Annotated in this window: 26 protein-coding genes and 1 pseudogene; 18 read left to right on the forward strand and 9 right to left on the reverse strand. The window is 47.0% G+C overall.

Going from position 1 to position 23,001, the window contains the following annotated elements; translation table 11 throughout:
• Positions 1-24 precede the first annotated feature (24 nt).
• Positions 25-807, reverse strand: coding sequence for a Cof-type HAD-IIB family hydrolase (locus tag CI597_RS09240; RefSeq protein ID WP_024728484.1), 783 nt, complete (start codon positions 805-807; stop codon positions 25-27).
• Positions 808-950: 143 nt separating this feature from the next.
• On the opposite strand from CI597_RS09240, the gene CI597_RS09245 reads away from it, so the two are divergent.
• The 5 genes from CI597_RS09245 (at position 951) to amrS (ending at position 4,891) form a co-directional block, all read left to right on the forward strand.
• Positions 951-1,412: a LytTR family DNA-binding domain-containing protein gene (locus CI597_RS09245; protein WP_024728483.1), complete on the forward strand. Its 462-nt coding sequence runs from the start codon at positions 951-953 to the stop codon at positions 1,410-1,412.
• The gene (locus tag CI597_RS09250; protein WP_024728482.1) at positions 1,409-2,104 is read left to right on the forward strand and encodes a LiaF transmembrane domain-containing protein; all 696 of its coding nucleotides are present in this window, start codon (positions 1,409-1,411) and stop codon (positions 2,102-2,104) included. The genes CI597_RS09245 and CI597_RS09250 overlap by 4 nt, the downstream gene beginning before the upstream one ends.
• Positions 2,105-2,530: 426 nt before the next feature.
• Positions 2,531-2,653, forward strand: coding sequence for a hypothetical protein (locus CI597_RS18945; RefSeq protein ID WP_268876116.1), 123 nt, complete (start codon positions 2,531-2,533; stop codon positions 2,651-2,653).
• A gap of 20 nt (positions 2,654-2,673) precedes the next feature.
• Positions 2,674-4,059 (forward strand): AmmeMemoRadiSam system protein A, encoded by a 1,386-nt coding sequence (amrA, locus tag CI597_RS09265; protein WP_024728479.1) that lies wholly within the window; start codon positions 2,674-2,676, stop codon positions 4,057-4,059.
• Positions 4,060-4,063: 4 nt separating this feature from the next.
• Positions 4,064-4,891, forward strand: a complete 828-nt coding sequence (gene amrS, locus CI597_RS09270) for an AmmeMemoRadiSam system radical SAM enzyme (RefSeq protein WP_024728478.1) — start codon at positions 4,064-4,066, stop codon at positions 4,889-4,891.
• Between the two features lie 42 nt (positions 4,892-4,933).
• Here the strand turns inward: amrS and CI597_RS18145 are convergent, their stop codons facing one another.
• The gene (locus CI597_RS18145; protein ID WP_186992431.1) at positions 4,934-5,377 is read right to left on the reverse strand and encodes a hypothetical protein; all 444 of its coding nucleotides are present in this window, start codon (positions 5,375-5,377) and stop codon (positions 4,934-4,936) included.
• 175 nt (positions 5,378-5,552) lie between these two features.
• On the opposite strand from CI597_RS18145, the gene CI597_RS09285 reads away from it, so the two are divergent.
• On the forward strand, positions 5,553-6,545 hold the full coding sequence (locus tag CI597_RS09285) for a hypothetical protein (RefSeq protein WP_235824589.1): 993 nt from the start codon (positions 5,553-5,555) through the stop codon (positions 6,543-6,545).
• Between the two features lie 1,251 nt (positions 6,546-7,796).
• Positions 7,797-9,815 carry a penicillin-binding transpeptidase domain-containing protein gene (locus tag CI597_RS09300; RefSeq protein WP_034550046.1) on the forward strand — a complete coding sequence of 673 codons (2,019 nt, stop codon included), beginning with the start codon at positions 7,797-7,799 and terminating at the stop codon, positions 9,813-9,815.
• On the opposite strand, the gene CI597_RS09305 is transcribed toward CI597_RS09300, so the two are convergent.
• From CI597_RS09305 to CI597_RS09315, 3 genes are all read right to left on the reverse strand, one after another.
• Positions 9,793-11,568 carry a BlaR1 family beta-lactam sensor/signal transducer gene (locus CI597_RS09305; protein ID WP_024728472.1) on the reverse strand — a complete coding sequence of 592 codons (1,776 nt, stop codon included), beginning with the start codon at positions 11,566-11,568 and terminating at the stop codon, positions 9,793-9,795. The two genes, CI597_RS09300 and CI597_RS09305, sit on opposite strands and share 23 nt — an antisense overlap.
• Before the next feature lies 1 nt (position 11,569).
• Positions 11,570-11,956: a BlaI/MecI/CopY family transcriptional regulator gene (locus CI597_RS09310; RefSeq protein ID WP_024728471.1), complete on the reverse strand. Its 387-nt coding sequence runs from the start codon at positions 11,954-11,956 to the stop codon at positions 11,570-11,572.
• Positions 11,957-12,042: 86 nt separating this feature from the next.
• Positions 12,043-12,486 carry a MarR family winged helix-turn-helix transcriptional regulator gene (locus CI597_RS09315; RefSeq protein WP_024728470.1) on the reverse strand — a complete coding sequence of 148 codons (444 nt, stop codon included), beginning with the start codon at positions 12,484-12,486 and terminating at the stop codon, positions 12,043-12,045.
• Positions 12,487-12,721: 235 nt separating this feature from the next.
• Between CI597_RS09315 and CI597_RS09320 the strand changes: the two genes are divergently transcribed.
• A complete protein-coding gene (locus tag CI597_RS09320) occupies positions 12,722-14,089 on the forward strand; it encodes a citrate/2-methylcitrate synthase (protein WP_024728469.1) in 1,368 nt (455 codons plus the stop codon).
• Positions 14,090-14,097: 8 nt separating this feature from the next.
• Here the strand turns inward: CI597_RS09320 and CI597_RS09325 are convergent, their stop codons facing one another.
• Together CI597_RS09325 and CI597_RS09330 are read right to left on the reverse strand one after the other, a co-directional pair.
• Positions 14,098-15,516: an MATE family efflux transporter gene (locus CI597_RS09325; protein ID WP_024728468.1), complete on the reverse strand. Its 1,419-nt coding sequence runs from the start codon at positions 15,514-15,516 to the stop codon at positions 14,098-14,100.
• Between the two features lie 18 nt (positions 15,517-15,534).
• On the reverse strand, positions 15,535-15,963 hold the full coding sequence (locus CI597_RS09330; protein WP_024728467.1) for a MarR family transcriptional regulator: 429 nt from the start codon (positions 15,961-15,963) through the stop codon (positions 15,535-15,537).
• A 166-nt stretch (positions 15,964-16,129) separates the two neighbouring features.
• Here CI597_RS09330 and CI597_RS09335 point away from each other — a divergent pair, with 166 nt between their 5' ends.
• The 3 genes from CI597_RS09335 (at position 16,130) to CI597_RS09345 (ending at position 18,537) form a co-directional block, all read left to right on the forward strand.
• Positions 16,130-16,381, forward strand: a complete 252-nt coding sequence (locus CI597_RS09335) for a glycerate kinase (protein WP_024728466.1) — start codon at positions 16,130-16,132, stop codon at positions 16,379-16,381.
• Positions 16,382-16,484: 103 nt separating this feature from the next.
• Complete coding sequence (locus CI597_RS09340) at positions 16,485-17,144, forward strand: alpha/beta fold hydrolase (protein WP_024728465.1); 660 nt, start codon at positions 16,485-16,487, stop codon at positions 17,142-17,144.
• A 106-nt stretch (positions 17,145-17,250) separates the two neighbouring features.
• Entirely contained in the window at positions 17,251-18,537 is a 1,287-nt protein-coding gene (locus CI597_RS09345) for a homoserine dehydrogenase (RefSeq protein ID WP_024728464.1), read from the forward strand.
• On the opposite strand, the gene CI597_RS09350 is transcribed toward CI597_RS09345, so the two are convergent.
• Positions 18,534-19,439 carry a DMT family transporter gene (locus CI597_RS09350; protein WP_024728463.1) on the reverse strand — a complete coding sequence of 302 codons (906 nt, stop codon included), beginning with the start codon at positions 19,437-19,439 and terminating at the stop codon, positions 18,534-18,536. The genes CI597_RS09345 and CI597_RS09350 overlap by 4 nt on opposite strands.
• Positions 19,440-19,578: 139 nt before the next feature.
• On the opposite strand from CI597_RS09350, the gene CI597_RS09355 reads away from it, so the two are divergent.
• From CI597_RS09355 to CI597_RS18495, 7 genes and pseudogenes are all read left to right on the forward strand, one after another.
• Positions 19,579-19,803: a hypothetical protein gene (locus CI597_RS09355; RefSeq protein WP_024728462.1), complete on the forward strand. Its 225-nt coding sequence runs from the start codon at positions 19,579-19,581 to the stop codon at positions 19,801-19,803.
• 138 nt (positions 19,804-19,941) lie between these two features.
• Positions 19,942-20,502, forward strand: coding sequence for a DUF3793 family protein (locus CI597_RS09360; protein ID WP_024728461.1), 561 nt, complete (start codon positions 19,942-19,944; stop codon positions 20,500-20,502).
• Between the two features lie 13 nt (positions 20,503-20,515).
• Positions 20,516-20,953 carry a flavodoxin gene (locus CI597_RS09365; RefSeq protein ID WP_024728460.1) on the forward strand — a complete coding sequence of 146 codons (438 nt, stop codon included), beginning with the start codon at positions 20,516-20,518 and terminating at the stop codon, positions 20,951-20,953.
• A gap of 61 nt (positions 20,954-21,014) precedes the next feature.
• Positions 21,015-21,293, forward strand: a complete 279-nt coding sequence (locus CI597_RS09370; protein WP_006566567.1) for a DUF2325 domain-containing protein — start codon at positions 21,015-21,017, stop codon at positions 21,291-21,293.
• A 149-nt stretch (positions 21,294-21,442) separates the two neighbouring features.
• The gene (locus tag CI597_RS09375; RefSeq protein WP_330607079.1) at positions 21,443-21,604 is read left to right on the forward strand and encodes a hypothetical protein; all 162 of its coding nucleotides are present in this window, start codon (positions 21,443-21,445) and stop codon (positions 21,602-21,604) included.
• Positions 21,568-21,669 (forward strand): annotated as a pseudogene (locus CI597_RS19030) (ABC transporter ATP-binding protein); the annotation flags it as partial. The gene CI597_RS09375 and the pseudogene CI597_RS19030, both read left to right, overlap by 37 nt.
• Positions 21,644-21,832 (forward strand): hypothetical protein, encoded by a 189-nt coding sequence (locus CI597_RS18495; protein ID WP_235824590.1) that lies wholly within the window; start codon positions 21,644-21,646, stop codon positions 21,830-21,832. The pseudogene CI597_RS19030 and the gene CI597_RS18495, both read left to right, overlap by 26 nt.
• A 129-nt stretch (positions 21,833-21,961) precedes the next feature.
• On the opposite strand, the gene CI597_RS09390 is transcribed toward CI597_RS18495, so the two are convergent.
• The gene (locus tag CI597_RS09390) at positions 21,962-22,807 is read right to left on the reverse strand and encodes an AraC family transcriptional regulator (protein WP_024728458.1); all 846 of its coding nucleotides are present in this window, start codon (positions 22,805-22,807) and stop codon (positions 21,962-21,964) included.
• Between the last annotated feature and the right edge of the window lie 194 nt (positions 22,808-23,001).

Raw genomic sequence — 23,001 nt, forward strand, 5'->3', positions numbered from 1 at the left:
GGTCTGGTGATTTTTATGCTTGGATTAAAGCAGGCAGTTCAGTACTTTCAAGTGTTTCAGGGCATGGAAAATCCCATCCTCTTTATAATGCCGGGTGACGTAATCTGCGGCTCTTTTCGCTGCCCGTGTTGCGTTTTCCATGGCAACGGCCGTACCGGCGGCCTCAAACATGTGAACGTCATTGTCTCCGTCTCCGAATGCATAGCTGTCATCCTGTGAAAAGCCGAGAGCACTGGTCGCATAGGCAACAGCATGTCCTTTGTTGAAGGATACGCTGGAGACATCGGCGGAGCCGTCAAAGTGGTCATTGATGATATATTTGCCGTCAAAATTCTGCTTGATCGTCTTTAGATGTTCCGCATCCCTGTAGATGATATCAAATGCATAGGCCCTGACATCCCGGATGTCCCAGCTCTCTTCATGGATTACATCGATGGATTCGTATGGTCTCGTATGTCCGTACAGATACAGCGGATTGCCGTGGTATACGACACCGTCTCCGAGGAGACAGTAGGAGCACTGGGAAACCCTGCACAGCTTAATGATTTCTTTCAGTTCGGCGACGGTAAAGCTGTTGTCCAGCAGGACGCTTCCCTCGTGCTCTATGCGTCTGCCGTTTGCGGCTATAAATCCGTCGGCCAGCCCGGAAAACATATGCCTGATATAGCCGGCAGGCCTTCCTGATGCGATCATGACCGTGTGCCCTTTTAACCTCAGTTCCCGAAGGGCTTTCTGATTCGAGGGAAGGATGTCTTCCTGATCCGCAAGGGTTCCGTCGATATCAAAGAAAAAAATTTTTTTGGACATAGTATGATACCTCCATTCTGATTGCAGTTATTATACCATATATGCAGAGTAATGTGTCACTTACCCTCTGTTTTTTACCACTTGGCTGTTTTTCATTTACAGCCTCACGGCCTCTGCTATAATAAAGACGTGGAGATGAAAAGATGAAGATACGGATTGAAATTGATGAAAATTTAATGGAAGAAGAGGTCATCATCCGGTGCGCCGGTTTAAATGACATCGTCCGGGAAGTGCAGAAAGCGGTCTCGGAGGCAGCATCCGGGACACAGACGGCCGTGTTTTCCAAGGGAGAGCAGGAGTACTATTTCCCGCTTTCCAAGGTTTTGTTTTTTGAGACAGACGGAAACACCATCAACGTGCATACGGCGGATGATATCTACGAGACCAGGTACCGGCTGTATGAACTGGAGGAGATGCTTCCGGGGTCCTTCATGAGGATCTCAAAGTCGGCAGTTGTCAACACCAACAGGATCTATTCCATCAGCAGGGGGATGTCAGCTTCCGGCGTCATACAGTTTGAACATACCCATAAGCAGTTGTATGTGTCGAGACTTTATCTGAAACCGCTGAAGCAAAAATTAGAAGAAAAGAGGATCGGAAGATGAGAAAAGAAAAGATTTTCTGGGGATTGTTTTTTATCTTTGGAGCAGTGTTCATTATTTTTGGAAGACTGGGGTACCTGAGAGAAGTCAGTGTATTCAGCCTTATGCTGACTATATTTTTCGCAGCCATGCTGATCAAAAGCCTGATGCATCTGGAGTACACGGGAATCCTGTTTTCCATTGCATTTCTCTGCATTATTTATGCAGGGCCGCTGGGAATCACCGCTGTCACGCCATGGCCGGTATTAGGAGCTGCACTCCTGGGAAGCATCGGGTGTCATCTGCTGTTTCCTTCCAGGAAAAAGAGATGGAAGGAATGGCACAGAGATGAGCCGTTTGAGTCAGTCATTGACGAGGAGGACGGAACTGCTGTCTGTCACAGAACTACATTCGGTTCTGCCGTCAAGTATGTAAATTCTGATCATTTCAAATACGCACAGTTTGACGTAAGCTTCGGAGAGATCAAGGCTTACTTCGACAATGCAGGAGTAGAGGGCGGAGATGCCGAAATCAATGTGGACGTATCGTTTGCAGGGATGGAGCTTTTTCTGCCGAAAGAGTGGACGGTGATCAATCAGGCCAGCGCTGTCTTCGGGGCTGTGGATGAGAAAAACAGGAACCACGGCGACGGTACGATACGGATTAGACTGACCGGAAGAATCAGCTTTGGGGGAGTCACGATCATCTATGTATGACATCTTCCACATGATTTCCGTTCGGCTCTTAGAATGCCTCACTCTAACCATGTAAAAATGGACATAATGGCTGCCGAACAAGTATTGTCAAGTAAATTGGACGCAGTATCTGCCAGAGAAAGCAGATGAATAAAGAACACTATTACAGAATGGTTCCCTTCTGCTGAAAGAATTCCTTCTGCCGCAGATATTATATGGAAAATATCGTATGAAAACAGCTGGTTCATCCGGCTGTTTTTTGCGTTTCTCTTCTTGTTTTGTGTTATAATTAATAATATAGTGTAAATTGGAAATAAGAACGGAAATATTTGGAGTGCAGTAACGGGGGAAATGTGATGACAGGAAGAGACACTATTTTAATCGTTGATGATATGGAGATAAACCGTGTCATCCTCCGTGGAGTGTTTGAAGCAGATTACAATTTTCTTGAGGCAGAGAACAGACAAAGCTGTCATGAACGTATGGACGGAGGCAGATGCATCGCTGATCCAGTGGGGAGAAAAAGATGCATGTATGCTGTCCTGCCATGATATTACCAGGTATAAATAACATAGAAAGGATGATGAAAAATGGCTGTAATTGGTGCATTTATGGTACCGCATCCCCCGTTGATCGTTCCCGAGGTGGGATGCGGAAAGGAGCAGGCGGTGGCAGACACCGTAAAAGCTTACAGAGAAGCCGGAAAAAAGATCGCCTGTCTTGCCCCGGAGACAGTAGTGATCGCCACACCCCACTCTGTCATGTATACGGACTACTTTCACATTTCTCCGGGAGACGGGGCCCGGGGGGATTTCTCACAGTTTGGAGCCGCAGAGAGCCGGATCTGTACCGACTATGACCGGGAAATGACAGAGCTGATCACGAGGCTGGCGAAAGAAGACGGATTTATGGCAGGCACTGCGGGAGAGCAGGAGAAACAGCTGGATCACGCGTCCATGATTCCTCTCTATTTCATACAGCAGAATTATCAGGAGTTTCAGACTGTCAGGATCGGCCTTTCGGGTCTTTCTCTTTCTGACCATTATACAATGGGGCAGTATGTGAAAAAGGCGGCAGACAGCCTTGGAAGAAAGACAGTTTTTATTGCCAGCGGAGATTTGTCCCACCGACTGATGGAGGACGGGCCTTACGGATACTGTGAGGAAGGTCCCCGGTATGACAGCAGGATTATGAAGACTATGGAAAGCGGAAATTTTCTGGAGCTTTTTGAGTTTGACGAGGAATTTCTTGAGAAAGCAGGAGAGTGCGGCCACAGGACTTTTGTGATGCTGGCCGGAGCCCTGGACGGCACGGCCGTGAAAACGGAAAAACTGTCTTATGAGGGGCCGTTTGGCGTGGGATACGGGGTCTGTGCCTTTGAGCCGCTCAGGGAGGATCCGGACCGGAAGTTTAAGGACGAGTATTTGAGGCTTCAGAGAAAGAAGGCGGAGCGAAGGCAGGCCAGAGAAGACTGTTTTGTGCGTCTGGCGAGACTGTCACTGGAGTCTTATGTGAGAAACGCAACCGCCATCGGAGTTCCGAAAGGGCTTCCGGAAGAACTTTTGAGCAACCGGGCAGGTGTCTTTGTCTCTCTGAAGAAAGAGGGAAGGCTGAGAGGCTGTATCGGCACTATTTGTGCAACGAAATCTTCTGTTGCTGAGGAAATCATACAAAACGCGGTCAGCGCCGGAGCCAGAGACCCGAGATTCTCCCCTGTCAGGGAGGAAGAACTGGATCAGCTGGAATACAGTGTGGATGTCCTCGGAAAGACTGAGAAGGTAACATCAATGGAGGAACTGGATGCCCAAAAATACGGAGTCATCGTAACACGGGGAGGGCGGAGAGGGCTTTTGCTCCCGAATCTTTCCGGTGTGGATACTGTGGATGAACAGATTGAGATTGCAAAACAAAAAGCCGGGATCGGAGAAGAGGAATCTGTACAGATCGAGCGGTTTGAAGTCATAAGGCACAGGTGAGAAGATGAAAGAGACATGTACGGTATGCATGCACCGCTGCAGGCCGAAACCAGGCCAGTTCGGGAGATGCGGGGCCAGGAAAAATGTAAACGGTATGATCGTGTGTGAAAACTATGGCAGGATTACTGCCCTGGCTCTGGATCCTATCGAAAAGAAACCGCTTTCCATGTTTTATCCTGGGAGTGTCATACTGTCTGTGGGAAGCTTCGGATGCAACTTAAACTGTCCTTTCTGCCAGAACTATGACATTTCCATGGAGAATGCAGATGAGGCGGAGACGGTCTTTCTGGCACCGGAGAAGCTTGCACTCAAGGCTTCGGAACTCAGGGCCAGAGGCAACATCGGAGTCGCATATACTTACAACGAACCGCTGACAGGTTATGAATATGTGAGAGATGCGGCAAAAATAGTAAAACAGTACGGAATGAAAAATGTTCTCGTGACCAATGGCGCCTTTTCAGAAGCCGTGGAAGAATCGCTGCTCCCTTACATTGATGCGATGAATGTGGACTTGAAAGGCATAAGAGAAGAATATTACAGGAAATTGGGAGGAGATCTGGGCACGGTACAGAATTTTATAAAAAAAGCGGCGGACAGATGTCATGTGGAACTTGCAGCACTGATCGTTCCCGGAGAAAATGATACGAGGGAAGAGATGAAGGAGATGGCCGCCTGGGTGGCCTCTGTAAATCCGGAAATTCCGCTTCACGTGAACAGGTTTTTTCCGAGATGGAAAATGGCGGACAAGAAGGCCACGGAAGCCGAACAGGTCTACCGGCTGGCAGAGACAGCGAGAGCTTATTTGAAATATGTATTTGTGGGAAATTGCTAAGAGAGAACAGCGGGACATGGTCCTTGCTGTTCTCTCTTGTGTTCAGGCATTATATGCCGCAATGCTCACGGCCCCCGTAATACTGAAGGCTTTTGGGGATTCCGGATAGCTCACCCGGAAACTCAGGGAAGCCGGGCTGTGCAGGGCTTTATCTGTGATAAAACAAGCCGATGCCGATGCGATCCCGTCTGAGGCGGCAGGGGAAAAAGAAGCATATAAAAGCGCGGGCTTGCTGTTGATGCACGGAAGGATACGAAAATACTTCCAGCTTCCGGGACCGGCAATAAAATGATAGCTCACAAAGTAAAACGAAGACGGCATCAATATGGCTGTATGTTCATCTGCCTGTCTGATCTGTCCGCCCTGTTCAAAGACCTGGAACATGGGAAGGAGACTTTCGGAGGCAGAATCGGCATCAATACTATATTGGGCACAGGAGGGCAGATGGCTTCCCGGGGGTTGGCAGGAGACAGTAAAATGATTCAAAACATCACATCCATAATTTGTCTTTCTATATTTTATGGTCCCGGGAAAAATGTGTGAAAGAAAAAACGAGGGAGAAGATTTTTCATAGAAAAAAGTATATTGTATACAGGTAGGAAGGTCACGTATTCTATGGTAAAATAAAAAAAAGATGTACAGTTTAGAAAAGAGGTGCAAGATGGAGCAGAAAAATGAAATGAAATGGACCATTCTGAAAAGTTCTGCACAAGGTTTATTGGATTGCCTTCATTGTTATACGAAGAGCCAGCTTTTAGAGATTGCCTCTTTTTATGGAATGGACGGCACACGGTACAGGAAGCATGAACTGGCGGAGAAACTGGAAGCCGAGATTTTAGCCCAGATGCCTGCTGTTTTAAAATACAGCTCTTCTGAAGACTTGAGAGGACTGAAACTGCTTTTGAGTGAACCGGACGGGCCGGATGGGGAAAGCGCCGGCATCTGGACATACCAGAAAAGAGGCTGGCTTTTTGTATTCGGTGAAGACGGCGGGAGGAAGTTTGTTGTGCCGCCCGGGGTAGAAGCAAAGATCGTAAGATTTTTGTCCAATGCAAAAAACAGGAAGACAGTCGTCCACAACCAGGAGTTGTACCGGTATGCAAGAGCTCTGGCTCATTTGTACGGCGTTTATGAAAAAAAACAGCTGATGAGGGTGTGGGAAGAGTTTCACAGCACACCGCTCAAGAAAGGGGAGCTTTCCAGATTCCTGAAAATTACCGAAAAAGTCTACGGAGATTACCGTGTCGAAGGGCGCTACGTGATCTCCTCCAAGATTTCGGATACCAGGGTCTGCTTAAACCTTATGAATGAGGTGAAAAACCTGCCGTATTACATACCCGATCAGGAGGAAATCCGTCTGTATTATGAAGAGTATGTGGATGTAGATGCACCTGAGTACAAGGAACTGAGAAGGTTCCTGGAGAAAAGGAAACACAATCCTCTGTCGTTTGCGGAGCTGATGACAGCGCTGGAAGACAATCTGCTCTTAGGAGGCGGTGTCTCTCAAATGTTCAGTCTGATGAAAAACGCCGGTATTTTTCTGAATGAGACACATGAAAAAGAGGAATTTCTGGCCTGCTGCGCCCGCTGGCAGAAACGCACCCGGCAGTGGAGATGCCGGGGCTTTACGCCAGAAGAGATCATCGAAGAATAAGAAGTACAGAGCCTTCTATGGCCTCCGTTGTCTGATGCAGCGGAGGCCATATGATTTGTCAGTTTTATTCTGTGCGGGAATTTTTCGGTTTGTTTTGCTTTTCTTCAGGGAATCGGCAGAAGTCAGAAAGGGGCATAGGACGTCCGAAGAGATAGCCCTGTATGCCTTCGCGCTGCAGAGCTTTGATAATTTCAAACTGATCCTGTGAGATGGAAGAAAAATCGGATATGACAGACTTTTGATTGCAACAGGAGCGAATAGCTTTATTCCGCCGATTGGAGAAATGCGAACAGCCAATAATGTGTTTGGACCGCATCCTGCCGATTCAGCTCATTGAAAAGGTGGGAAAAGTCTACAAAGAACAGTTTGAGGCACATGGCTGTCAGTTTATTCTTGGGCAAAAGTCATGGATATACATAAGAATAGTGAAGGGGCAATTGACGCAGTTTTTTAGAAGATGGAACCAGACTGGACTGTGATCCGGTGAGTGTGGCAGGACTCTCAGGAGTCTGGTCAAATGCTATGAAGCAGGCACAGGCAGCGGTTCCATGTGTCCGTTGCAGATTTCTTTGTTGTGGATGAGAAAGGAAAATATTTTTATCAGTTATCTTAAAGTTGTCTTAAATATCAGTTTCTGCCAGCCTGTCTTGATGTTATAATAGAACTATCAATGGTACAGTTCAGTTACAGCACTTGATTAAAAGGTTGATACAAAGAGAAATTGAACAGAAAAATAGCAACTATTGATATGAAAACAGTATAACAAATGTTAAAACAGCAGACAAAATTAACAGTTAGATTATATGCATGTTTATCAAAAGACAACGGGGACACTGACAAAGAAAGCAACAGCATTACCAACCAGTTACAGATGTTACGCTATAACGCAAAAGAAAAGGGCTTTATAGCTTTCTGTACCGAACAGGGCGCTTGCCGGAACTGTTCAGATACAGAAGTTCGTATGTATCTATATCTGCAACATAGATCATTTCTGTGATATCATCGATTTATTTAAACACGATCGTCCTCCTCTGCCCCCTTTTATTCTTAACCTGTCTTTTTATATTCAGCTGCGGCAAATACTGTACTTGTCATTATACAACAGATTTTGCCGAATTCTCAGTCGTTTACTGTAAAAAACGCGAAATATGCGTTACATTTTGAACAGACTGATTTACCTTGACACATATATCCTACATGTGTAAGATATAGATGATGTTGATACCTGAAGATCAGGAACAGGAGGTATTTATGAAAAAGACAGGGATTTTTATACTCGGAGCGGCAGCGGCACTTGGCATTGCCGCATATGCTCTCTGGAATTATTTTGGCACAGGACGTCCAGGAGATGTACTTTCCGAGTATGTTTCGTGTATTGAGAAAAAAGACTATGGGACGATGTATGGACTGTTAGATAAAGGCAGTCAAAAGGAGATCTCAAAAAAAGAGTTTATACAGAGAAATCAAAAGATCTATCAGGGGATAGGGGCTAAAAATATGAAGGTTACTGTGGATAAAGATTCAGAGGGAGATAAGGTTTCCTATCGCATGTCCATGGATACGATCGCAGGCAGGATTTCTTTTGATCACCAGGCTCATTTTGAGAAAGAGGGAAGAGATTACCGTCTCAAGTGGGATGACAGCTTAATCTTTCCGGACATGGAATTCACAGATAAAGTTCGTGTCACGAAATTAAAAGGGAACCGTGGAGCAATCTACGACCGAAATGGGAAAATGCTGGCGGGAAAAGGAAAAGCCGCATCTGTGGGACTCGTGCCGGGGAAAATAAAAGACCGGAAAGCTTCCATATCCGGTTTGGCGAAACTGCTTGGCATGAAGGAAGAGGATATTGATAAGAAGCTTCATGCATCCTGGGTTGCAGAAGATTCTTTTGTACCGGTAAAGAAAATGACGTCTGCCGGAGAAGCAAAAATAGAGAAGAAGCTGTTAAAAATACCCGGCGTGCTGGTGTCTTCAGAGGACAGCAGAGTATATCCGTACGGGAAGAAGGCATCACACCTGACCGGATATGTCCAGGAGATCAGTGCAGAAGAGCTGGAAAAAAAGAAAGATCAGGGGTATGAGCAGGGACAGCTGGTGGGGAAAAGCGGCCTTGAAGTATTGTATGAAGAACGGCTCCATGAGACGGACGGATATAAGATATCGATCCTCAATGAGGACGGCAGAGAGAAGAAGGTGCTTGCCGTAAAAAGGGAAAAGAACGGGGAAGATATTTATACAACTATCGATGCGAGACTTCAGGAAAAAATTTATGACCAATATAAAGACGATAAGAGCTGTTCCGTGATGATGAATCCGAAGACAGGGGAGGTCCTGGCCCTGGTCAGCACTCCGGCTTACGACAGTAATGACTTTGTGCTGGGGATTCCTGCGGATCAGTGGGAGGAACTGAACAAAGACAAGGCAAAACCGCTCTACAACCGTTTCCGCCAGAAATGGGCTCCGGGATCATCCTTTAAGCCGGTGGTGGCCGGGATGGGCATGAATACAGGGAAACTGAAGCCCAATGAGGATTTCGGATACAGTGGGCTTTCATGGCAGAAAGACAACAGCTGGGGATCTTACAAAGTAACGACCCTGCATACATATGAGAATGCAGTGCTTGAGAATGCACTGATTTATTCCGACAACATTTATTTTGCGAAGGCAGCGTTAAAGATCGGGGCCAAAGACTATGCGGCACAGGCAAAACATCTCGGGTTCGGCCAGGAACTGCCCTTTGACATTAAGATGGCAGTGTCTCAGTTTTCAAATAATCAAAAAAGCATTGATTCAGAAGTCCAGCTGGCTGACAGCGGGTACGGCCAGGGCCAGGTGCTTGTCAATCCAGTGCATCTGGCATCGATCTATTCGGCCTTTGTCAACAAGGGCAGCATGGTACGTCCATATCTGCTGTATAAGAAGAAACCGGAGCCAGAGTACTGGATGAAAGACGCATTTTCAGAAAAAACGGCGGAGATCATCAAAAAAGACCTCATCCAGGTCATTGAACACCCGGACGGCACCGGACACGGAGCCAGGACTCCCGGCGTGAAACTCGCCGGAAAGACCGGGACCGCCGAGATTAAAGCGAGCAAGAGCGATACTTCCGGGACAGAGCTTGGCTGGTTCGGGGTTTTTACTGCCGGAAAGAGAGAAAAAGAGCCATGGCTTTTGATCACCATGGCAGAAGATGTGAAAGAACGCGGAGGCAGCGGATATGTCGTGAGGAAGACTCTTCCGGTGATCAAAGCGAAAGAGAACGAATAATCTTTAAGGCAGTCTGAGCCGCTTTCTTCCCCGATGCGCCGTCGCGGCCTTTGATCCTCAGGGCAAAGCAGTAAGTATTATCTTTGGTTTTCAGAATACCGATGAACCATCCGTTTATGTCATGGCCGTCTATACATCCAGTCCCGGTTTTTCCATACAGGATGCGGCCGGGGCCGCAGTTGAGCCGGATGGAATTTCGGACTGCTCTGGCCGTTTTTTCAGAGCAGCCGAGCCGGTTTTGATCAAAGTCTCTGAGCAGCATGACCTGTTCTAAGGGGGAGATCTTCAGAGAGGACTCCAGCCAGAAAGAAGTGATTCCGCCGGAAATATCCTCATTGCCGTACCGGATGCGTCTGAGTGTTTTTTTCAGTGCTGTCTTCCCAAGTCTTTGATCCAGGGTCTGGAAGTACCAGTTGACCGAGGAGGACATGGCGCTGTCAAGAGTCTGGTCTTTATTCCAGGATGAAAATGGATACTGCTTTTGGTCCCAGGCAATCTCGGATTTGCCGGGGGAGATCACGCCGGCATCCAATGCGGCCAGGGCGCTGTATATTTTATAGGTGGAATCCGGGGAGACTCTCTGCCGGCTCATTTTTTCATTGTATATGCTGTACTGGTTTTTATTTTTATCATATAGGACAAAACAGCCCTCATTTTCGGGAAAGAAAGTAGACAGATCCACCGGAACGAATGGCCGGTCAGGTTTCCCGGATACGGAGTCCGCCAATAAATTATGATTCTGAACGAAAGGCGAAAACAGGAGCCAGAGGATCAGCAGGAGAGAAAAACCTGCAAGCTGCGTTTTCTTTGACGGCCTGCGGTAGGAGGCGATGGCCGTGATGCGCTGTTTTAGCTGGGAATAGCTGCCTCCGATGCCCGAGGAAACGAAAAATATCTCCCGGGAAGACAGGTATCCTGCAAAATTCAGGATCGTGTGGCCGTAAGAATTCCATTCATGCTGTCTTATATGATTCAGCACGGACGCATCACAGGCTATTTCCCGGTCTGTTCTCATTTTTTTGAGTGAATACAGGACGAAAGGGTGGAACCAGTACAGCACCTTTACGATACAGCAGATGAGGCTGCCGGCGAGATCACCCCGCTTGTAATGGCTCAGCTCGTGATAGAAAACATAGGAAAGTTCACGTTTAGAAAAGACCGAGAGAAATTTTTTCGGAAATACGATGACAGGGAAGAAGATCCCGAACGCCATGGGTGTATCTGAAGTCTCGGAGAGTACAAAACGGATTTTTCTGCGGATTCCCAATTCCTCTTTACACTGGAGAAAAAGGCGCTCTGTATCCATGTTTTTAACAAAGGCGATAGAGCGGCCGAAACGGTTTAAGCGGACGCAATGATACAAAAAGATTATTGTCATGGCGGCAGCGCCGGCGGCCCAGATCCAAAACAGGGCAGTAAAGACCGGGCCGGGGACAGCTGCTCCGGCGGATACGGCATAGTCTCTGATTTGTCCGGCAGAGCCTGATGCGGCGGAGACAGTGGAGGTCTGTACAGCCTGCCTGGGAGCATTTTTCATAAAACTGCTGACAAAAGAGCAGAGATCTGCTGATCCGGGCAAACGGACGGGAAGAAAGAAAAGGAGGGCGCAGAAACAGTAAAGATACCAGGTCATATGCCGGTACTGCGCCGTCAGACAGTGCCGCAGCAGCTTTTGTCCCGCCAGGATCACAGGGACGATAAGAGCAAGAAACAGGCAGTGGAAGAGAAAATTCTCCATCAGCGCTTGGTACATTTTATTCATCCTCCTTGTCAAGTTCCGTATCCAAAATCTCTTTTAATTCACGAATCTCCCGGGCTGTCAGCCGGTCTTCTTGTAAGAAATTCGATACAAGTGAACTGAAACAGCCGTCATAAAAGCGGTTGAGAAAAGAAGCTGTCTCCTGCTTTAAGATCTCTTCCTCCTTTACCAGGGGAGTATAGAAAAAGGCTCTGCCATGCTTTTCGTAGGTCAGGGCTCTTTTTTTGACCAGTCTTGAGAGAAGGGTCTGGACGGTCTTCGGACTCCAGTCATTTTGGGCGGCCAGAAGCTTTGTCACCTGGGGTGTGCTGATCGGCGCATGGGCCCACACGGTTTTCATCACTTTGTATTCGGCATCTGATATCTGGGGAATCGGTTTCATAGGTCCTCTCCTTTTAATCTTACAAATGTAGTATATGAAATTATATCACAGGATTTTATAAAAAGCAAAGCCGGAACCATGCAGCACTATGGTTCCAGCTTTTTTAAGATGTTTAAGGTTGTCTGGGCCGCCTGTTTTAAATCGTTCAGATCCTCTTCCGGCAGCCGGTGAAAGGACTGCTTCAGATGATTAATAAAAGCCTGTTTTGCTTTCTGTGTCATACATGTGCCCTTTTGGGAAAGCCGGATGTAGACATATCTCCGGTTTTCCTCATCCATGTACCGCTCCACCAGACCTTCCTTTGCCAGGGGAGCCACTGCCCGGGTAGTCTGTTCTTTTGACGATCCGATATATTTGGACAGCCTGGACATCGTAAGGCCGGGTTTAACTTCCAGCGCAAATAAGACAGACAGCTGGCTTTTTGTCAGATTCAGCTCCTTCATATCCAGGGAACTGAAAATCAGTTTCCGGCACAGAGGGAATATTTCAAACAGAGATACGGCGATCCCCGTTGATTCTGCCTGATTCATGTTTTATACTCTCCTTAATTTTTCTTTTATATTTATTCCTTGAACAAAAAAAGCTGTCCAACGATCGTTTTTTAGCACTATTGGAGGAACGCATTTTAAAGCGTGACGGAAATAGTGCTAAAAACCTCATATTTATAGTATAGTGAGTTCTTTGATAAGTGTCAATCGTTGACAAAAATCAAGTATTGAGGTATGATGAAAAGAAATACCAGGAAATGTAAAGGAGGTATCCAGAATGAAATACAAGAAGACGAGCAGCATTATCAGAGAGTATACAGATTCCTATTCTAAGCTGTGTACGGAGAGCTGTACGGTTCCGAAAAAGCTGTATTCCCAATACGGTGTAAAGAGGGGACTGAGAGATGAAAACGGTACGGGCGTCCTGGCGGGACTCACCAATATTTCATCGATCCAGGCGTATGAAGAGATTGACGGGAAAAAGGTACCGTGCGACGGGCGGCTCCTGTACCGGGGCTATGATATTATCGACCTCACAAAGAATTTTGTGCAAAACCGCAGGTTTGGTTTTGAGGAGACTGCATATCTTCTGCTGTTCGGGCAGCTTCCAGACGAAACTAAGCTGGCAGAATTTAAAAACGTCCTTTCACTCTGCAGGACACTTCCCAGAAATTTTACCCGCGACGTTATCATGAAAGCGGCCAACGCTGACATTATGAACTCTTTGACAAAGAGTGTGCTTAATCTTGCGTCCTATGATCCGAAGGCGGCCGATATCTCAATGCCGAATGTACTTCGGCAAAGCCTGATGCTGATCAGCGTATTTCCGATGCTGGCAGTCTACGGCTACCATGCGTATAATCATTATGTAAAACAGGAGAGTTTTTATATCCACCGGCCGGACGAAAGGCTTTCTGCAGCTGAGAATATTTTGAGGATGCTCCGTCCGGACATGAAGTATACAGAACTGGAAGCCAAGGTACTGGACATCGCGCTTGTGCTGCATATGGAGCACGGAGGAGGAAATAACTCCGCATTTACGACCCATGTGGTCACATCCGCAGGGTCTGATACATATTCCGTCATCGCGGCAGCCTTATCTTCTCTGAAAGGACCGAAACACGGCGGCGCCAATATCAAGGTCGTACAGATGATGCATGATCTCAGGAAGCATGTAAAAGACGTCAAAGACGAGGATGAGGTGAAGGCATATTTGCTGAAGCTGCTGAACAGAGAAGCTTTCGATAAGAAGGGTCTGATCTACGGCATGGGACATGCGGTGTATTCGATCTCCGATCCGAGAGCGCTGATCTTTAAGAGCTTTGTGGAGAAACTTGCGAAAGAAAAGGGCCGGGATGATGACTTTGCACTTTATTCGTCAGTGGAAAAACTGGCAACTCAGGCCATTGCGGAGGAGAGGAAGATCTACAAAGGCGTCAGCGCCAACGTAGACTTTTACAGCGGATTTGTTTACAGCATGCTGGATATTCCGCTGGAATTGTTCACACCGATCTTTGCCATGGCGAGAATCGTCGGCTGGAGCGCCCACAGGCTGGAGGAGCTTGCCAACGTGGATAAGATCATACGCCCTGCCTACAAGAGTGTGGCAAAAGAAAAGAAGTATATTCCTATGCAAGAGCGCTGATTTTAATCTCAGCGGGGAACGGCTGCTGCCGCTTCAGAAGAAGAATCCTGTGAAGTTTCCAGCTTCCGCATCTGAATAAATTCATGACGGCCAAGGAAGAAGGCGGTGACAGCGGCAATCCCGTCAGCGATGGGGCCTGCATACATGACTCCGTCGATTCCGAGGAATACAGGGAGCAGCAGGATCAGAGGGAGCAAAAACAGTATCTGCCTGGTGAGGGATAAGAACATCCCTTTCAAGGATTTCCCTATGGAACTGAAAAAGTTGGACACGATAGGCTGGAGTCCATTTATAAATACCATAAAAAGATAAATGCGGAAATAGCGCTCGGCAAAGTGAAAATAGGCCGCGCTTCCCTCTCCGAAAATGCTGACGATCTGCCTCGGGATCAGCTGAAAACAGATAAATGCGGCGGAGAAAATAGCGGTTACGGTTATGATCTCTTTTTTCAGGGTGTCACGAACCCGGCTGTACAGCTGTGCTCCGTAGTTGAAGCCAAGGATGGGCTGGCAGCCCTGAGCGATGCCGATGGCAAATGCCATGACAAATGCATTGACCTTTATAATCACTCCCGCACATGCAAGCGGAATATCGCTTCCGTAGGAGGAAAGGGCACCGTAGTATGCCAGAGTGTTGTTTAAAGCGATCTGTACGGCCATCATGGCAATCTGGTTGAAGAAGCTGGCGATGCCGATGGACACAATGTCCTTAAGATTATCCGCCTTGATCTTCAGACAGTCTTTTGTGAGCTTCATGGTCCGGAATCTTGTGAGATAGACAGCGGCCATGACACAGGAGACGGCCTGGCCGATGACCGTGGCCGCGGCTCCACCTGCGATGCCCCAATGGAATCCAAAGATAAACAGAGGGTCCAGGCAGGTGTTGATGACGGCTCCTGTCACTATGACGACCATAGAGTATCTGGGGCTGCCGTCGGACCGAATCAGATTGCAGAACCCATTGGTGGCGATCAGAAACGGAAATCCCAGTGCAGTGATCCTTGTGTAGGTCAGGGCATAGGGAAATACCTGTTTCGTGGAACCGAAGGCGATCAGGATCGGTTTCAGGAAAAGAAGGGAAAAAATACTTAAGGCAAGACCCGAGAGGATCAGAAGAGATATAGAGGTACCGGCAAAACTTTTTGCCTTTTCGTTTTTTCCTCTCCCCATGTTGAGATTAAAATTAGAGGCACCACCGATGCCAATGAGAAGTGAAAGGGCGATGCAGACATTGACGAAGGGAAACGCCACGTTGGTTGCCGCATTGCCGAGCATGCCGACACCCTGGCCGATGAAGATCTGGTCCACAATATTGTAGAGGGAGCTCACCAGCATGGCGATCACGCTCGGCACGGAATATTTGGCAATGAGCCGGCCGGTGCTCTCAAAGGCCAGCGGATTGTCCTGAACTGAATGCTGCTGTTCCATAATTCATATCTCTCTTTCTTATCTATGATATACAAAGTCTAACATATGGTTTCCGGCCCGCGTGAGGAATTCCAGAAACAGATGTTTTTCTTCTTCGGTGAAGCCTTCAAGAATCTTTGAGTTCCAGCGCTTCAGGGCGTCTTTGATGACCGGGCAGACGTCTTTTGCTCTTTGGGTCGGATAGATGTTGTAGCAGCGTCTGTTGTCCCTGTTCTGCACCCGAACAATATAATTTTCTTTTTCCAGGTGGGCAAGAGCCCTTGTCACGTTGCTGGCATTGACATTGAACGCGGTCAGCAGGTCTTCCTGGGCAATGCCCGGATCTTCACAGATTTTTAATATATAAATGTGCTGGCTGCTGTTAAACCCCAGATCTTTGAATTCTTTATCCAGCTGCATTTTCGTAAACCGGGATATGGTCGATATCCATTTTAAAAAGCCTTTCACTTATCTACTCCTTTATAACAGTTGCGTGCGCAATAAATGATAACTTTATGATACCGCTGGAAAAAAAGATTGTCAAGGCGTATGATAATCGTAAGGACGATGTATCAGGCGAAGAATTTCGGGAAAAATCAATGTAAGATGAAGTAAGAGAAAGAAGGATTTTTAAATGGAAAAGTTTATTTGTATCCTGGATTCTTTTCGGGGGACCGCAAGTTCCCTCGAAATGTGCCGGATCATGAGCCGAAAAATTTCAGAGATATATCCGGACAGTGAAGTTATTGCCATCCCTGCGGCAGACGGAGGGGAGGGCAGTGTGGATGTGTTTATGAAGGTTTTTGGCGGAGTGAGGGTGCGGATTGAGGCAAAAGACAAAAGGGAGCAGACTCTGAACAGGTGGCACATTTGGACCAGGGGCTGATGCATTTTTCCGAGAGCCGTTTTTACACTGAAGAACACATCGCGTTTGCGGTGGAGAATATCCTGCGTCTTGTCAGGGCTTTAGAAAAACAGGGAGGAGAGTCATGTTTGTCCAGTTAAACAGCATCAAAATGTATTATAAAAGGTACGGCAGCGGAAGGCCGCTGATCCTGCTGCACGGCAATGGGGAAGACCACACTATTTTCAGGGAGGTCATAAAACCGCTGTCCAAAAATTTTACGCTTTATCTGCCGGATGCCAGAGGACATGGGAGAAGCTCGGGCACAGAGGAGTTTCACTATATGGACATGGCATCCGATATGGTCCAGTTTATCAAAAAGCTCAGGATTGAAAGTCCGGCTTTTTATGGATTCAGTGACGGTGGGATCGTGGGGCTTCTGCTGGCATCCAAAAGGCCGGGGCTCTTGTCCCATTTGATTATAAGCGGAGCCAATATCAATCCAGAAGGCCTGAAAGCAGAGCTCAGGATTCCGCTGAAGATTTCTTATTTTTGGTCCCGGGACCCGAAGGTGAAGTTAATGCTCACAGAACCCCATATTTCCAGAAGCCAGCTAAAGGGCATAAGGACAAAGACCCTGGTCCTTGCCGGAAGCAGGGATCTGGTCAAAGAGAGCCAGACGAGAGAGATCGCCAGGCTGATTCCAAGAGCCAGGCTCAGGATCTTAAAGGGGGAGAGCCATGAAAGCTACGTGGTTCATAACAAAGCACTGGCAACTATTATCGAACATGAACTTCTGCGTTAGTATTTTATGATGCCAAAGGTCTTGCAAAGAAACGATGGTGAGCATATACTAAAGGAACCAAAATTGATAGTCTGAAAAGAGAAATCCAAAGGAAAGAGGTAGGAATATGGAAGAATTAAAGACACTGAAGATCGGCCTTTTGGGGTCCGGGACTGTGGGAACCGGAGTTTATAAGCTGGTGGAGAGCCAGAGGGAAGAGATGCCCCATAAAATCGGAGCCAATCTCTCGGTGGCAAAGATCCTTGTGAGGGATAAGACAAAAAAGAGGGACGGGATCGACCAGAGCCTGCTCACAGACCGTTTTGAAGATATTATAGAAGATGATGATATCCGGATCGTCGTGGAAGTGATGGGAGGGATTGAACCTGCCAGAACCTACATAAATGCCGCGTTGAAAGTGGGAAAGCATGTGGTCACTGCCAACAAGGACCTGATCGCAGAGCATGGAAAGGAACTTTTGGATGAAGCTTCCGCCAACGGCTGTGATCTGCTGTTCGAGGCGGCAGTGGCAGGAGGCATTCCGATCCTGCGTCCGTTAAAGCAGTGCCTGGCGGGGAACCATCTGTCCGAAGTCATGGGGATCGTAAACGGCACCACAAATTTTATTCTCTCCAAGATGACACAGGAGGGAATGGAATTTTCGGATGCTCTCATGCTTGCCACGGAACTTGGATATGCAGAGGCAGATCCCACGGCGGATATTGAAGGGTACGATGCGGGGCGCAAAGTTGCCATTATGGCCTCTATCGCATTTAATTCCAGAGTTACTTTTTCAGATGTTTATACGGAAGGGATTACTAAGATTACGTCCAGAGATATCTCCTATGCCAAAGAGATGGGCTGTACCATCAAGCTTTTGGGTGTGGCCAAGAACACGCCGGATGGAATAGAGGTACGTGTCCATCCGATGCTGATTCCAAGCGGCCATCCGCTGGCAAAGGTAGATGATTCCTTTAATGCGGTGTTTGTCCACGGAGACGCGGTGGATGATGCTATGTTTTATGGAAGAGGTGCCGGAGAACTGCCGACGGCCAGTGCCATCATGGGTGACGTGATCGATGTGGCAAGGAATATCCGGTTTGACTGCTGTGGAAGGATCAGCTGTACCTGTTATAAGGACCTGCCGATCAAGAAGATCAATGAGATCGAGAGTAGATATTTTCTGAGGCTTAAAGTTGAGGACAGGGCAGGAGTGCTCGCAAAGATCGCGGATACACTCGGCAGATATAATGTCAGCATATCCCAGGTGATTCAGAAAGACAGCAGAGAAGGGACAGCCGAGCTGGTTGTCATTACCGCAAAAGTAAAAGAGCAGAACTTCTCAGACGCGCTGGCTACCATTGCCGAGATGCAGACGACAAAGAAAGTTTCCAGCGTCATCCGGGTATATTAAGTATCCACGGATGTCTGTCCGGCTTCTCTGGCTTCAGCCCTGGAGTAAAGAAGCACGCCTCCGACCGTGATGAGTCCTCCCAGAACCTGAAGGACAGCAGGAAGTTCCTGAAGCAAAAAGACCGCAAACACGGATGCGACCACAGGCTCACACAGCTTAGAGGCCGACACAAAGGCAGGAGAGAAAAATTTCAGGCACCAGCTGAAGATGCTGTGGCCCAATAAAGTAGAAAAAATACTTAACAAAAGCCCGACGACTGCCGCTCTTTTTCCATGCCCGAAAAGCGAATATCCCTGGACCAGTAACGTAAACACCAGAGATATGGAGCAGAATCCGTATACGATATATGTATAGCTGACCGTGGACATTTCCGTCCGGGCGATCCTTCCGATCAGTGTATATACCGCCACGAAAACGGCAGCGGCCAGGGCGAGCATGTCTCCGTACAGGCTGCCGTGGGAGCCGGCAGAGTCGGAAAATGCGATCAGGACGCTTCCGGCCAGAGTGAAGATAATGCTTATGACAGCAGTGCGGGACAGATGTCCCTTCATAAAAATTGTGAAGCCCAGGGCAACCCAGATGACTTCCGTACAAACGATGGCCGTGGAGCTTGCAACGGTGGTGTGGGAGAGGGATTCAAACCAGAATGTAAAATGCAGGGCCAGGAAAATACCGCTGACCGCACAGAGACAGACGGTTTTACGGTCTGTCTGCCTGAGCTCGGCAAGATAACTTTTTTTTCCGAGCACCACCGGTGTCATCAGAAGCACCGTCCACAGCAGGCGGTAAGCTGCGGTCACTGACGAAGGAGCATAAGAATATTTGACCAAAATTGCAGAAAGGGATATCCCGATGATCCCGATGACGATCATGGTCATCGGATGTTTTTCTAAAAATTTCATAATAACTCTCTTTTCTATCGTATTTATAAAATCTAGTATACCACATCTTTACACCGTTTTAATGCCCTTACCCTCTACCTTGACACTAATTTTATTTTCTCTGTGATAAGCTTTTTAATCATAAAGGAGGATATGAAGAATGAATACAGTTATTTGTCTGATCGGTGTCACAGCGCTGGCACTGCTTTGTGTGAAGTATGCACTGCAGCATAAAACGATACCGCTCGTAAAAAGCGTGACCAGGGAAAGTATTAAGGATAATTTAAAGCTTGATTTTACGATCAGTCCTGAAGATATGAAGATTCTGGATGCGGTTTCCACCTGTGAAGGTTCTTACAGAGACAGTGACCACATTGACTTTTAAAATGATACGAGTTTTTGGTAAGGGAATAATTGAGAATGACTCTCAGTTATTCTCTTGCTTTTTTTGAAAAGGGTGATATGATGTTGGTAGTTAGTTAATACTAACCATCGCGCGGTGTAAGAATGAAGCAGGTGTGACATGAGAGAGAAAACCTTATCAGATTTAATCGTAGAGCATTGTGCCCCGACTTTGGCGGGAATGAAATGCGGCAGCCTGTTTAACTACCGTTATCAGGAAAATGCGGCTGCAAGGCAGGAAATCCGCAGCTGGAATCAATGGCTGAATCCATGCGGGCTATATCTGGAAGCGCTGAAATGGAGAGAAGAGTCGGTCTTGGTTTATGTATACCGAAGAAAAGACCTGGATCAGAGACTCCGGGAGGAAGGAATTGCTGAGCTGCTTTTTGATTTCGGTTATTCCGGAACAGAGGCCGGACACTGTCTGAGCCATTTGAAAAGCAGGCTTTTGGCAGATGATTTTCCCCACGAGATTGGTGTGTTTCTGGATTACCCACTGGGGGATGTTCGGGGATTTATAGAGAACAGAGGGATGAACTGCCGGTTCTGCGGAATGTGGAAGGTTTACTGCGATCAATGTGAGGCACTGAAATTATTTAAAAAATATAGGAAGTGTAAAGAAATCTACTGGAAATTGTATCAGCAGGGCAGGGGTATTTTGAAGATGACCGTTGCGGCATAAGAAAGGAGTTATCATGGCAAAAGTATACATAGCATTTTGGAGCGGCACAGGCAACACAGGAATTATGGCGGAGGCCATCGCAGAGGGAGTCACGGCGGCAGGCGGGACCGCGGAATTTGTGGATGTGGAATCAGTCTCTGCGGACACACTGAAAGATGCAAAAGCATTTGCACTCGGCTGCCCTTCAATGGGAGTAGAACAGCTGGAGGAATCGGCAATGGAGCCATTTGTTGAGGAAGTAGCAGCCTTTGCTTCAGGAAAGCAGATCGCACTTTTCGGTTCCTACGGATGGGGTGACGGAGAATGGATGCGGGACTGGACAGACCGTATGAAATCTGCAGGAGCATCTGTTGTGGGCGGAGAGGGACTGATCGCCCATGAAACTCCGGATGACGATGCAAAAGCGGCCTGCATAAGCCTTGGGAAAACCCTGGTAAAGCTGGCCCAATAAAAATGATAACAAGTGCGGGAGCCGGTTTGACTGGCTCCATTTTAAACAGAGGAGGCTGCTTATGAGTGTTGTGATCATTGGAGGACACGACCGGATGGTCTGTCAGTATAAAAGAATCTGCAAAGAATATAACTGCAAAGCAAAAGTGTTTACTCAGATGAGTGCAAAACTGGGAAAGCAGGTGGGGAGCCCTGACTTAGTTGTTCTGTTCACCAATACAGTTTCCCATAAGATGGTGAAATGTGCCCTCTGCGAGGCGAAAAGGAGCAAGGCCAAAATCGTCCGGTCGCACAGCAGCAGTGAGGCGGCGCTGGAATCAATCTTAGAACAGTGTTCCTGAGAAAAGGATGCAGGGAGTTGAAGCGGACTTATCCGCTTCTTTTTTTTAATGAATCCTTACAAGAAGTATAAGTGTTATTCAGAAGTGTTATTTTGTATAATAAGGTCAGAAAGACAACCGAGTCCTATGACTGTGAGAAAGGATACAAAATGACCGAGAAAAAAATGGAGGTACAGTCTCTTAAAAAGTATTATGGAAAAAAAGAAAATATAACAAAGGCCCTGGCTGGAATCAGTTTTCAGGTTGTGGACGATGAGTTTATTGGTATCATGGGAAGCAGCGGGTCGCAGCGGCCAGGGCTCTCTTGTTAAGACCGGAAATTCTGCTGGCAGACGAACCCACAGGGGCGCTTGATTCTAAAAATAATGCTGTATTATGCAAGACTTAAAAATGCGTGTACGGACGATGTATTTGAAAAAGTTTCACTTCCGCATATATGCGGTGAAGTGATACTTGCAGTCAGGGACAATGGAATCGGGGTCAAGCCGTATGATCTGCCGTTTATTTTTGATAAAGGATTTACGGGAGATACAAATTAGAAGAAAAAGAATTCCACAGGAATGGGGCTTTATCTGGCAAAGCAGACGGCGGACAGCCTGGGGATACAGATCGAAATCCCGGAGGATTACACAGAAGGCTTTGAAATTGTCTTCCGGTTCTGCAAGGTTTTAACGCCAAAAATTTCTATACTGAAACGGTGTCATATCGGTATTTTTCCGAAAAGCCATAATAAAATGGGATGGATTGGAAAAGCCGCATTCAAGCCCGATCTCCTCGATACTCAGGGAGGTTGTGGTCAGCAATTTTTTTGAGCAGCGAAGTCTCTGTGTTAAGAGATATTTGTGAGGCGTCAATCCATAAATTTCTTTAAATTTTCTCAAATAATAATAATGGCTGAGTCCTGCCATGTCTGCAAGAACTTCCAGAGAGATATCTTTCTCGTCTAAATGCCCCTTCATGTATTCTGCAGTCTTTTCAATAGAAAGCTCCAGATCACTTTTTTTCTTTTCTCTGGATGTGATGGCCAGTAAAGCCAGCAGTCTGTGCAGATAGACGGAAGCTACATGAGGAGAAGGTTCCGTCTTGTCATACAGCATCAGGATCCGTTCACAGCAATGTTCAATCTCAGGAATAAGATCGGCAGAGCTGATGACAAATCCCTGCTGATTCAACAGCATATCCGTATAAGCATGGCTGGTGTTGCCTTTAAAATGAAACCATCTCATGCGCAGATGATCCCCGCTGGCGTAGTAGCGGTGTGGTCTTCTGCAGTCTAAAAGTATGATCATTCCAGAATGTGCTGTTTTAGTCTCACCTTCGTATTCTATTGTAAGTGAGCCTGAATCTACCAGAATAATCTGGTTTACATCCAGCGAATTTCTGCTCAAAGAGTATTCTCCGTCACAGTGATAGATCCCTCCGTGAGGCGAATAAAACAGATAGTCTGCCGTAAACGGGTCAGGTTCATAATAGTAGCGTTCTGAGTCTTTCAGTACACCGTTCTCTCCAATCATCGATTTCTCCTTAAAGAGCAATTTTTTATTATTTTCTGACAATCCTGCATAGTGATTTATTGTACAGATTATTGTACGATACAACATGTAAAGAGTCAAACATGATTTTGCCGGCATGTTTTATCATAATCAAGGAGTGGTGCAGCAGGAGCTGTACTGCGCTGGTCTCTTGCAGAAAAAGACAATATATTATT

Source organism: Anaerostipes hominis (ex Lee et al. 2021) (genome assembly GCF_002270485.1).
Classification (GTDB): domain Bacteria; phylum Bacillota; class Clostridia; order Lachnospirales; family Lachnospiraceae; genus Anaerostipes; species Anaerostipes hominis.